This is a genomic window from Serratia sp. NPDC087055 (assembly GCF_044900985.1).
Taxonomy (GTDB): Bacteria; Pseudomonadota; Gammaproteobacteria; order Enterobacterales; family Enterobacteriaceae; genus Serratia.
Window position 1 is genome coordinate 1,616,391 of sequence record NZ_JBJDOG010000001.1, and the last position, 11,599, is coordinate 1,627,989.

Annotated in this window: 9 protein-coding genes; 3 read left to right on the forward strand and 6 right to left on the reverse strand. The window is 55.1% G+C overall.

What is annotated here, in order from left to right; translation table 11 throughout:
- The first annotated feature begins 79 nt into the window (after nt 1–79).
- Complete coding sequence (gene mfd / locus ACI2J2_RS07590) at nt 80–3,559, forward strand: transcription-repair coupling factor (RefSeq protein WP_209632855.1); 3,480 nt, start codon at nt 80–82, stop codon at nt 3,557–3,559.
- A gap of 32 nt (nt 3,560–3,591) precedes the next feature.
- Here mfd and ACI2J2_RS07595 read toward each other — a convergent pair whose 3' ends face one another.
- A complete protein-coding gene (locus tag ACI2J2_RS07595; protein ID WP_265556985.1) occupies nt 3,592–4,692 on the reverse strand; it encodes a GGDEF domain-containing protein in 1,101 nt (366 codons plus the stop codon).
- A gap of 202 nt (nt 4,693–4,894) precedes the next feature.
- Between ACI2J2_RS07595 and ACI2J2_RS07600 the strand changes: the two genes are divergently transcribed.
- Entirely contained in the window at nt 4,895–5,380 is a 486-nt protein-coding gene (locus ACI2J2_RS07600; protein ID WP_209632853.1) for a heme-degrading domain-containing protein, read from the forward strand.
- 230 nt (nt 5,381–5,610) lie between these two features.
- On the forward strand, nt 5,611–7,299 hold the full coding sequence (gene dauA / locus ACI2J2_RS07605; protein WP_404759776.1) for a C4-dicarboxylic acid transporter DauA: 1,689 nt from the start codon (nt 5,611–5,613) through the stop codon (nt 7,297–7,299).
- A gap of 74 nt (nt 7,300–7,373) precedes the next feature.
- Here the strand turns inward: dauA and kdsA are convergent, their stop codons facing one another.
- From kdsA to prfA, 5 genes are all read right to left on the reverse strand, one after another.
- Nucleotides 7,374–8,228 (reverse strand): 3-deoxy-8-phosphooctulonate synthase, encoded by an 855-nt coding sequence (gene kdsA, locus ACI2J2_RS07610; RefSeq protein ID WP_265556988.1) that lies wholly within the window; start codon nt 8,226–8,228, stop codon nt 7,374–7,376.
- Nucleotides 8,229–8,261: 33 nt separating this feature from the next.
- Nucleotides 8,262–9,071 (reverse strand): invasion regulator SirB1, encoded by an 810-nt coding sequence (gene sirB1, locus ACI2J2_RS07615; RefSeq protein WP_209632850.1) that lies wholly within the window; start codon nt 9,069–9,071, stop codon nt 8,262–8,264.
- Nucleotides 9,068–9,466 (reverse strand): SirB2 family protein, encoded by a 399-nt coding sequence (locus ACI2J2_RS07620; RefSeq protein ID WP_209632849.1) that lies wholly within the window; start codon nt 9,464–9,466, stop codon nt 9,068–9,070. Before ACI2J2_RS07620 ends, sirB1 begins: the two co-directional genes overlap by 4 nt.
- Nucleotides 9,467–9,649: 183 nt before the next feature.
- The gene (gene prmC / locus ACI2J2_RS07625; protein ID WP_404759777.1) at nt 9,650–10,486 is read right to left on the reverse strand and encodes a peptide chain release factor N(5)-glutamine methyltransferase; all 837 of its coding nucleotides are present in this window, start codon (nt 10,484–10,486) and stop codon (nt 9,650–9,652) included.
- The gene (gene prfA / locus ACI2J2_RS07630; protein WP_037420465.1) at nt 10,486–11,571 is read right to left on the reverse strand and encodes a peptide chain release factor 1; all 1,086 of its coding nucleotides are present in this window, start codon (nt 11,569–11,571) and stop codon (nt 10,486–10,488) included. The genes prmC and prfA overlap by 1 nt, the downstream gene beginning before the upstream one ends.
- Nucleotides 11,572–11,599 lie beyond the last annotated feature (28 nt).

Consider the following 11,599-nt stretch of genomic DNA (forward strand, 5'->3'; position numbering starts at 1 on the left):
GTGGGCTAGTATTACCGGCTAAAGGCGCGGTGTTATTTCTGCCGGGGCGAAATTTAATACATTGATTAAAGATACCTTAATGAGCATCTCCGATAACCCTAAGCGTGCTGCATCCTCATCCTCCCGTTATTCTTTGCCTGAGCGTGCTGGCGACTTGCGCCAGTTGGGGCAACTGACCGGCTCGGCCTGCGCCGTAGAGTGCGCCGAGATCATCGAACGACATAACGGGCCGGTGATGTTGATCGCCCCGGACATGCAAAATGCCCTGCGGCTGCGCGACGAAATTCAGCAGTTTACCGATCAAATGGTGACCACTCTGTCGGACTGGGAAACCCTCCCCTACGACAGCTTCTCACCGCATCAGGAAATCATCTCCGCACGCCTGTCGAGCCTGTACCACTTGCCGACCATGGTGCGCGGCGTCATTATCCTGCCGGTCAATACGCTGATGCAGCGTGTTTGCCCGCACGAATTCCTGCACGGCCACGCGCTGGTCATGAAAAAAGGCCAGCGCCTGTCACGCGACAAACTGCGTGCCCAACTCGAGCAAGCGGGCTACCGCAGTGTCGATCAGGTGATGGAGCACGGTGAGTTCGCCACACGCGGCGCGTTACTTGATCTGTTCCCGATGGGGAGCGAAGAGCCCTATCGCATCGATTTCTTCGACGATGAAATCGACAGCCTGCGTACCTTTGATGTCGACAACCAACGCACACTGAGCGAAGTCGACGCGATCAACCTGCTACCGGCCCATGAGTTCCCAACCGATAAAAATGCCATCGAGCTGTTCCGCAGCCAGTGGCGCGAGCAGTTTGAAGTGCGTCGCGACGCCGAACATATTTATCAACAGGTGAGTAAAGGCACCTGGCCTGCCGGTATCGAATACTGGCAGCCGCTGTTCTTCAACCAACCGCTGCCGTCGCTGTTCAGCTACCTGCCAGGCAATACGCTGATTGTCAATACCGGCAATCTGGAAAGCGCCGCCGAACGCTTCTGGCAGGACGTTAACCAACGTTTCGAGAGCCGCCGTGTCGATCCGATGCGCCCACTGCTGGCGCCGGACAGCCTGTGGCTGCGGGTTGATGCATTGTTTAGCGAGTTAAAAGCCTGGCCGCGCATGGCGCTAAAAACCGAGGAATTGCCTGCCAAGGCCGGTAACACCAATCTGGATTACCGCGCCCTGCCGGATCTGGCGGTGCAGGCCCAGCAGAAAGCCCCCTTGGACAATCTGCGCCGCTTTATTGAAAGCTTTGACGGCAGCGTTATCTTCTCAGTGGAAAGTGAAGGCCGCCGGGAAACGCTGCAAGACCTGCTAGGTCGCATCAAGCTCGGCACCTCGTTGATCCAGCATCTCGATCAGGCCGAGCCGGCCGGCCGTTACATGATGGTCGGGGCTTCCGAACGCGGCTTCCTCGACGGTATGCGTAACCGGGCCCTGATCTGTGAAAGCGATCTGCTCGGCGAACGCGTCAGCCGCCGTCGGCAGGACAACCGACGGACCATTAATACCGACGTTCTGATCCGCAACCTGGCAGAACTGCACCCGGGTCAACCGGTGGTACATCTGGAGCATGGCGTTGGTCGCTACGTGGGGTTAACCACGCTGGAGGCCGGTGGCATCAAGGCCGAATACCTGATCTTGTCCTATGCCGGTGAAGACAAACTGTACGTACCGGTTTCTTCATTGCATCTGATCAGCCGCTATGCGGGTGGCGCAGACGAAAATGCCCCGCTGCATAAACTGGGCGGTGATGCCTGGTCGCGCGCACGACAGAAAGCGGCCGAGCGGGTACGGGACGTGGCAGCAGAGCTGTTGGATATCTACGCCCAACGCGCGGCTAAAACCGGTTTCGCGTTTAAACATAACCGTGAGCAATATCAGCTGTTCTGTCAGAGCTTCCCGTTTGAAACCACACCCGATCAGGAGCAGGCGATCAACGCCGTACTGAGCGACATGTGCCAACCCCTGGCCATGGACCGCCTGGTATGTGGCGATGTCGGCTTCGGCAAAACCGAAGTGGCAATGCGCGCCGCGTTTCTGGCCGTTGAAAACGGCAAACAAGTTGCGGTATTGGTGCCGACAACGCTGTTGGCGCAGCAGCATTTTGACAACTTCCGCGATCGCTTCGCCACCTGGCCAATCCGTATCGAGATGATGTCACGCTTCCGCAGCGCTAAAGAACAGCAGCAAGTGATGGACGACGCCGTTGATGGCAAAGTTGACATCATCATTGGTACCCACAAATTGCTGCAAAGTGAACTGCGCTGGAAAGATCTGGGGCTGCTTATCGTTGACGAAGAGCACCGTTTCGGTGTTCGCCATAAAGAACGCATCAAGGCGATGCGTGCCGATGTGGATATCCTGACGCTGACCGCCACGCCGATCCCGCGCACGCTGAATATGGCCATGAGCGGCATGCGTGACCTGTCCATTATTGCCACCCCACCTGCCCGCCGCCTGGCAGTAAAAACCTTTGTCCGCGAGTACGACAGTTTGGTCGTCCGCGAAGCCATCCTGCGAGAAGTGCTGCGCGGAGGCCAGGTTTACTACCTGTACAACGATGTAGAAAACATCGAAAAGGCAGCAGAAAAACTGGCAGAGTTGGTGCCAGAGGCGCGCATTGCCATCGGTCACGGCCAGATGCGCGAACGCGACCTGGAACGCGTGATGAACGACTTCCACCACCAGCGTTTCAATGTGTTGGTCTGTACCACCATTATTGAAACCGGCATCGATATCCCCAGCGCCAATACCATTATCATTGAGCGTGCGGATCGCTTTGGGCTTGCGCAGTTACACCAGCTACGCGGCCGCGTCGGGCGTTCGCACCATCAAGCTTACGCGTATTTGCTGACGCCAAATCCAAAAGCCATGAGCACCGACGCCCATAAACGCCTGGAGGCCATCGCGTCACTGGAAGATCTGGGTGCCGGCTTTGCGCTAGCCACTCACGATCTTGAGATCCGTGGCGCAGGTGAACTGTTGGGTGAAGATCAAAGCGGCCAGATGACCACCGTCGGTTTTTCACTGTACATGGAACTGTTGGAAAGTGCGGTTGATGCGCTTAAGCATGGGCGTGAGCCTTCGCTGGAAGATCTCACCAGCAACCAAACCGAAGTGGAGCTGCGTATGCCTGCCCTCCTGCCGGATGATTTCATCCCCGACGTTAACACCCGCCTGTCGTTCTATAAACGTATTGCCAGCGCGAAAAACGACGGTGAACTGGAAGAGCTGAAAGTGGAGCTGATTGACCGCTTCGGTCTGCTCCCCGATCCGGCACGTAACCTGCTGCAATGTGCGGCTCTGCGTCAACACGCCCAAAAACTGGGTATCAAACGCATAGAAGGTAATGAACGCGGCGGCTTTATTGAGTTTGGTGAGAAGAACCTGGTTGACCCGGGTTATTTGATTGGTCTGCTACAGAGTCATCCGCAAATCTATCGTCTGGATGGACCAACCAAGCTGAAGTTTATGTTGGACCTGGCCGACCGTCAGAAACGCCTGAAGTTTACCGAAGAGTTACTGACCGCGTTCCGCGAGCATACCTTGGCAGCCTGAATCACTCCCCTCCTGTGAATATCAGGAGGGGATCATTCGTGGCGGAAACCCGCACCAAGCGGTGAGAGTTGCATCAGCCGGCTGCACACCACCTGATTTTTCCCCCTGCGTTTGGCGTCATACAGCGCTTCATCCGTGACCTCAATCGCTTTATCAACCACCATACCGGGCAGATACAACGACGCACCGATAGACACCGTGATGTGTGCCTCATCACCGTCGTCCAGTACAAACGCGGTGGCCTCAACGCTACGTCGGATACGCTCCGCTACCCCACCAATCGTCGCCGGATCGTAGCTGGCCGTAATAACAATAAACTCCTCACCGCCATAACGACCGACGAAATCGTCGCTGCGTACGCTGTTTTTTAACAACGCCCCCACTCGTGCCAACAGTATGTCCCCAACCAAATGGCCATAGGTATCGTTGATGTGTTTGAAATCATCCAAATCGAGGATCATCAACCCACAGGGACGACGCTCCACGTGTTGTAACATCAATCGGTAGTCCACACTGGCGCGGTTACTAAGATGGGTAAGACTGTCGATGGTGGCTTTATCGCGCATAGAGAAATACGCATGAATGTGCCGTTCCTTGAAGTTGATCGCATGGTAGCAAATGGCCAAACACAGGGCAGAAATAGCCTGGTACAGCAATACGTCTGGCCACCGTTCCCACATATCCACAAAAAACCAGACTACCGCGATGCGATACAGTGCAATGATGCAAATGGTGAGATAGAACACCCGATTCGTCTTTCTCAACCAAACGCGCGACAGCATTAATGGAAGAATGATCGAGCCGATAAACAGGTTATCAACGGTAAACCCCCCACTCAACACCAGCGACATCAGATAGCAGGCCAGCCCACTGACGGCACCACCATAAAACGTCACTAATATCATCGGGATCATGGCGAAGCTGTAATGCACGTCACCGACCAACTCCAGCTTGTCCTGATTGAGAAAAAAAACCGCCAGGCCAGCCAGCACGCCAAAAAGCAGGCGTTTCCACAGCTCGGAATGGTAGGAAAAGGGGGCGTTCTTGCTGAGAGCAAAATAGCTGATGGACAGTGTGGCATAAGTAATGCAGGCGTCACTATACAAGGCGGGAATTGACACAACGTAAGTCATAAATATTCGCTATGCTCCACGAGAATAACAGGGCGATTAAACAATAAATGTTGAGAACCAATCCCTGTCTCATCCAGCTCAGCATCGGAGATATTACACAGATTAATAATAGAGTAGCAGTTCTATGTTATTTCCAAGGTATCTATCCCCTGCGTCCGGTTCAGGATAGTCTGTTAGCGACCAAATGAGGGGGGTGAAAACCATGAATACTGATGATGAATTGCACGCTCTTACTGAACAGGAAACGGCGTTAGCCTTTAACCATTTTGATCATAATACTGCCTGGGAATTGGGCTCCGCACTGAAATCCGCCGCAGAACAACGCAGCCTGTCGATCGCCATAGAAATCCAGTTGGCGGGGCAGACTCTCTTTTACTATGCCATGCCTGGCACTACCCCTGATATTGCAGACTGGGTGCGGCGTAAACGCAACGTGGTAAACCATTTTCACAAGAGCTCTTATGCTATTGGCCTGCGTTTGCAGCAGCGGCAATCAACACTGGAAGAACGATACGGGCTGAGTGTTCGCGACTATTCGGTTCATGGCGGTGCCTTCCCCGTCAATTTAACGGGTCTCGGCTGCATCGGTACCATCAGCATTTCTGGCGCACCACAGCTGGAAGACCATAATCTGCTGGTTGGCACCTTAGCCCGCTTTCTTGGGTTATCCTTGCCCGCCGTGCATTAAGGGGTAAAAATAGCATTATTCAATTTAGACTGGCCGTTTAAGCCACGGCCAGTCTACTATCGGGTGTTAATCGGCATTCTAAAAGAGTATAACTCCGATTTTTAGCACGGCATTGATGTACATCTATGAATCATTGCCATAACAGGCGTATGGTGTCTATCAGCTATTCGAGACGGACCTTTTCCGGCCCGCCATTCCGTTCTCTTTTATAGACTTGGTTTGCACCTTAGATGAAAACGCATGAAATTAACGGCATCCGGCCGTTCAGCGCGCTGGTAGATGCCTGCTGGCGGGAACCTTACTCTCTGCAACGCCTGCTTAAAGACGCCATTGCCGGCGTTACTGTCGGCATTATCGCCATCCCGTTGGCGATGGCGCTGGCCATTGCCAGCGGCGTCCCCCCTCAATACGGGCTTTACACATCGGCCGTCGCCGGGATTGTGATCGCCATCAGTGGCGGTTCACGCTACAGCGTGTCCGGCCCTACCGCCGCTTTTGTGGTGATCCTGTACCCCGTATCCCAGCAGTTCGGGCTCTCTGGGTTGTTAATCGCCACGCTGCTTTCCGGCCTGTTTTTGGTGCTGATGGGATTAGCCCGTTTCGGCCGGTTAATTGAATATATACCGCTGTCCGTGACGCTGGGCTTTACCTCCGGTATCGCCATTACCATTGCGACGATGCAGGTGAAGGATTTCTTCGGTCTGCACTTGGCCGTGGTACCTGAACACTATGTGAGTAAGGTTTACGCCCTGTTGCAGGCGTTGCCTACGTTGGACCTTGGCGATACGCTGATCGGTGCAGTGACCCTGCTTATCCTGATCTTCTGGCCGAAACTCGGTCTGCGGGTACCCGGCCATCTGCCGGCCCTGCTGGCAGGTACGGCAGTCATGGGTGTTTTGGCTATGTTTGACCACCCCGTAGCCACTATCGGCTCACGTTTCAGCTACCTGTTGGCCGACGGTACTCAGGGCCAGGGCATCCCACCTATCCTGCCGCAGTTGATGCTCCCCTGGGATCTGCCTGCGGGCGACGGCAACCCCATGGCCCTAAGCTGGCAAACCATCTCCGCTCTGCTGCCAGCGGCATTTTCTATGGCCATGTTGGGCGCCATTGAGTCCTTATTGTGCGCCGTCGTGCTGGACGGTATGACCGGTAAGAAACACAACTCTAATACCGAATTGATTGGTCAGGGTGCCGGCAATATCATCGCCCCCTTCTTTGGTGGCATTACCGCAACCGCCGCCATCGCGCGGTCTGCGGCCAACGTGCGCGCAGGTGCCACCTCGCCGGTATCTGCCATTATCCATGCGCTGCTGGTGTTGCTGGCACTGCTGGTGCTGGCACCCTGGCTTTCCTGGCTGCCACTGGCCGCCATGGCATCACTGCTGCTGATGGTCGCCTGGAACATGAGCGAGGCGCATAAGGTCGTTTATCTGCTTCGACGGGCACCGAAAGATGACATTCTGGTGATGCTGCTGTGCATGTCACTGACCGTACTGTTTGACATGGTGATTGCCATCACCGTAGGCATAGTGCTGGCTTCCCTGCTGTTTATGCGACGTATTGCACGCATGACCCGCCTGAGCGAACTGAGCGCCGAAAAAGGCCGCCTGGTGCTGCGCGTAAATGGCCCGTTGTTCTTCGCCGCCGCCGAGCGCATTTTTAATGAACTCCTGGTGCGCAGCGAAAGCTATGACGTGATTGTGTTGCAGTGGGATGCCGTACCGGTGCTGGACGCCGGTGGCCTGGATGCCCTACAGCGCTTTATCGAGGCCCTGCCGCCAGGCAAGCAGTTGGCGATCACCGACATGCCTTTCCAACCATTGAAAACGCTGGCGCGGGCGCGGGTACAACCCATTGAGGGGAGACTGCATTTCTACGCAACGCTACCTGAAGCATTGGCGTCACACGTAGCCTAACAAAACAAAAAGCCCGACAAGTCGGGCTTTAAACCATAGCGGGCGCAGCAGCTACGCCCCTGCAAAGAGCACGTTTAGTTGCTGGTATCCAGCTCTGGGAAGCTCTTCACCAGCTCGTCGATGGCTTTCATCTGCACCAGGAACGGCTCCAGCTTGTCCAGCGGCAATGCCGACGGGCCATCACACTTGGCACTGTTTGGCTCTGGGTGCGCTTCAATGAACAGCCCCGCCAAGCCAACCGCCATACCCGCACGCGCCAACTCGGCAACCTGCGCACGACGGCCGCCGGAAGCTGCGCCAAACGGATCACGCGTTTGCAGCGCATGGGTCACGTCAAAGATCACCGGATGACCACCGGTCACGTTTTTCATCACGTTGATGCCCAGCATGTCGACAACCAGGTTATCGTAGCCAAAGTTACTGCCGCGATCACACAAGATCACCCGATCGTTACCGCCTTCCTTGAACTTGTCGACGATATTACCCATTTGCCCAGGGCTAACGAACTGTGGCTTCTTGACGTTGATCACTGCGCCGGTCTTGGCCATTGCTTCCACCAGGTCGGTCTGGCGAGCCAGGAAAGCGGGCAACTGGATAACGTCAACGACTTCGGACACGGGCTGCGCTTGTGACGCTTCGTGCACGTCAGTGATGGTTTTCACGCCGAAGGTTTTTTTGATTTCTTCGAAGATTTTCATCCCTTCTTCCAGACCCGGACCGCGGTACGAATGGATAGAAGAACGGTTGGCTTTATCAAAAGAGGCTTTGAAAACGTAAGGGATACCCAGTTTTTGCGTCACGGTGACGTAGTGTTCGCAGATGCGCATCGCCAGATCGCGCGATTCCAACACATTCATACCGCCAAACAGCACAAACGGCAGATCGTTCGCTACGTTGATGTCACCAATGCTAACCACTTTCTGTTTCATGCTTTCGCCTTTGTTGATGTTAAATCAAATGAATTAATGCAGCGTAACCTGTTTCGGTTCAATCGAGTGGATCTGTATTTTGATCACTTCGCTGACCGGATCTTCAGGACACTGTTCGACAAAATAGTTAAGATCGGAAATGGCAATATGGTTGCATTCCAATTGGGCGTAAATCAGCCCGCGATCGCGAATTTCGTAAGGATCATCAGGATCGAAGCACAGCACCGTTTCGCTGGCGCGCAGCGCCATTTCCATCTGTTTTTCTTCCATCAGGGCAGCTTTCAGCGTATCGAGCATCTTACGCACCACCATGACGTTTTCTGACTCATCGAGATCGTCGTCTTCCAACTCGGCGGCCAGACCCAGGTTGCCCTTGATCCACACTTCCAGTTGGTGTTCGTTCAGCGTCTCGCCGTTCAGCGGATTAATCAGCCACATTTCATCATCCAGCCAGTCTGCTCGCAGGATCAACTGAGTGGGGAAAATTACCGGCAACAGCGGTAAACCCAAGTGCGCGGCAATATGCAGGAAAATGGTGCCAAGTGAAACTGGCGTCCCCTGCCGTCCTTCCAGCACTTTATCCAGCCAGATAGCGTCAGACAGACGGTACACGCCGCTGGCACCACCAAAACCCCAGGTTTTGAAGAACAATTCAATGAGCGCGTCCAGTTGCTGTTCCTGGCTGAGATCCTGCGGCACCGCCGCTCGCGCGTCGTCGACCAGCTGTTGCAGCTTACGTTCGACCTCGACGGCGGGGAAATCACGCCGTACGGACTGCGATACCAGGATCACGCCCTCGCTCAGCAGCGAGGTGTTAAATTCAAAATCAGCAATGCTACTCATAAGTATCCCATCAGAAACGGTATTTTCGTCGTGGCAAGTTTAATTATCAGGTACAAACAACCCAACGCCAACACAAACGCCAGCGTGCGCAGGTTCTGGCTTTTGGTCTTTTTGCCCAATGCGACGTAGCCAAGCAGGATATAGATAATAACGCCAAACACCTTTTCGGTCAGCCATGAGTCCATACCCAACAGCGGATAAAACTTGAACATCACAACCAACGCAATGCCACTGACGAACAACACCGTATCATTTATGTGCGGTGTTATCTTCACCCAGCGCTTGTTCATCATAGCCGAATTGCGCCACTTCCAGAAGAAACGCAATACAAACAAGACAATACTGATGGTTACCGTCAACAAATGCAGATGTTTTAACGCCGAGTAGACTGCCATATTGCTTCCTTTTATTTATTCGCTGTGTGCTTATACCCGCCGTCTTTCACGCTGCGGCGTTGTTATCTACATTCACGCATCCCGGTGACTTGCCTGAGCCAACATCAGGAAACGATCGAAACTTGCTGCCGGGTAATACCGTGAAAGCCAGAGGCCAGAGGCCAGCGTTTTGTTGGTTTTCAGTTACTGCTGCGGCCATTGACCAAACGTCACACGATCGTTGTCACCGTAATCACGGCGCGTGGCGATCGAAATAAAACCGGCGGCCTGCAGCAGCGCTCGTACGCTCTCACCTTGCTGCCAGCCATGTTCCAGCAAAAGCCAGCCCTGTGGCTGCAAATGCAGTGGCGCCTGTTGCACAATAGCGGACAAATCTGCCAATCCCTGCTGCTGTGCGACCAGCGCACTGCTAGGCTCAAAACGCACGTCGCCCTGTGCCAGGTGTGGATCGGCTGCGTCAATGTACGGAGGGTTGCTGGCAATCAAAGCGAACGTTTGGCCGACCAGGGGCGCAAACCAACTGCCTTGAAGAAATTGCACATTGCCGATCGCCAGCTTCTGCGCATTATGCTGTGCCAGCGCCACCGCCTCAGGCTGCAAATCAACGCCCGTCACGCTACAGTCCGGGCGTTCGCTGGCCAACGCCAGCGCAATGGCGCCAGTGCCGGTACCGAGATCGAGGATGGTGCAAGGGGACGGTGGTAGACGCTCCAACGCCAGTTCTACCAAGCATTCGGTGTCTGGACGAGGGATCAGGGTCGCGGGGGATACCGACAGCGGCAGAGACCAAAACTCCCGCTCGCCGATCAGATACGCCACCGGCTCGCCGCGTTCACGGCGCACCAGCAGCCTTTCCAACTGTTCCTGCTGTTGCTGCGTCAGCAGCGTTTCACCAAACGCCATCAGGAAGGTTCTGGCCCGGCCCGTCACAAAACCCAATAGAATTTCGGCATCACGCCGGGCGCTTTCACTTTGCGTCAGACGGGCAACCGCCGCCCTCAGCCAAGATTGATAATCCATTACTCGGGCTCTGCGGACAGCGCAGCAAGCTGGTCGGCCTGGTATTCCTGCACAATCGGCTGGATCAACATGTCCAGCTTGCCTTCCATGACCTCATCCAGACGGTACAGCGTCAGGTTGATACGGTGGTCGGTCACTCGCCCCTGAGGGAAGTTGTAGGTCCGGTTGCGATCGGAACGGTCGCCGCTACCCAACAGGTTACGGCGCGTTGATGCTTCCGCCTGCTGACGCTTGGCCATCTCGGCAGCACGGATACGTGCGCCCAACACCGACATCGCCTTGGCTTTGTTTTTGTGCTGTGAACGCTCATCTTGGCATTCCACCACAATGCCGGTCGGCAAGTGAGTAATACGGATTGCCGAGTCGGTGGTGTTAACGTGCTGGCCGCCGGCACCAGAAGAACGGAAGGTGTCGATTTTCAGATCGCCCGCGTTGATCTCTGGCAGTTCCGCTTCCGGCACGGCCGGCATGACAGCCACGGTACAGGCAGAGGTATGAATTCGCCCCTGCGACTCGGTTTCCGGTACACGCTGCACGCGGTGGCCACCTGATTCAAATTTCAATTGGCCGAAAACGCCGTCACCAGAAACCTTGGCAATCACTTCTTTATACCCGCCATGCTCACCTTCGTTGGCGCTCATGATCTCGACGCGCCAGCGACGCGTTTCGGCATAACGGCTGTACATACGGAACAGATCGCCGGCAAAGATCGCCGCTTCGTCACCGCCGGTACCGGCACGGACCTCCAGGAAGCAATCGCGCTCGTCATCGGGATCTTTCGGTAAGAGCAGCAGTTGCAACTGCTGCTCCAGCTCTTCCGTCGCCGCCTTGGCCTGCTTCAGCTCTTCCTGCGCCATTTCGCGCATTTCAGGATCGTCCAGCATCATTTCCGCCGTTGCCAGGTCGTCCTGCACCTGACGCCATTCCAGGAAACAGCGGCTAACGTCGGTCAGCTGTGCATATTCGCGCGATAACGCGCGGAACCGATCTTGGTCGGCAATAACGCCGGCATCGCCGAGCAACGCCTGCACTTCTTCATGGCGCTCTTGTAACGCTTCCAGTTTGGCAACAATAGAAGGCTTCATGCGTGGTATTAAACCCTGTTAAAAGAGA

Bases quoted from the DNA above. Each gene is read 5' to 3' on its own strand.
- mfd (WP_209632855.1), top strand. From the start codon at position 80: ATGAGCATCTCCGATAACCCTAAGCGTGCTGCATCCTCATCCTCCCGT.
- ACI2J2_RS07595 (WP_265556985.1), bottom strand. From the start codon at position 4,692: ATGACTTACGTTGTGTCAATTCCCGCCTTGTATAGTGACGCCTGCATT.
- ACI2J2_RS07600 (WP_209632853.1), top strand. From the start codon at position 4,895: ATGAATACTGATGATGAATTGCACGCTCTTACTGAACAGGAAACGGCG.
- dauA (WP_404759776.1), top strand. From the start codon at position 5,611: ATGAAAACGCATGAAATTAACGGCATCCGGCCGTTCAGCGCGCTGGTA.
- kdsA (WP_265556988.1), bottom strand. From the start codon at position 8,228: ATGAAACAGAAAGTGGTTAGCATTGGTGACATCAACGTAGCGAACGAT.
- sirB1 (WP_209632850.1), bottom strand. From the start codon at position 9,071: ATGAGTAGCATTGCTGATTTTGAATTTAACACCTCGCTGCTGAGCGAG.
- ACI2J2_RS07620 (WP_209632849.1), bottom strand. From the start codon at position 9,466: ATGGCAGTCTACTCGGCGTTAAAACATCTGCATTTGTTGACGGTAACC.
- prmC (WP_404759777.1), bottom strand. From the start codon at position 10,486: ATGGATTATCAATCTTGGCTGAGGGCGGCGGTTGCCCGTCTGACGCAA.
- prfA (WP_037420465.1), bottom strand. From the start codon at position 11,571: ATGAAGCCTTCTATTGTTGCCAAACTGGAAGCGTTACAAGAGCGCCAT.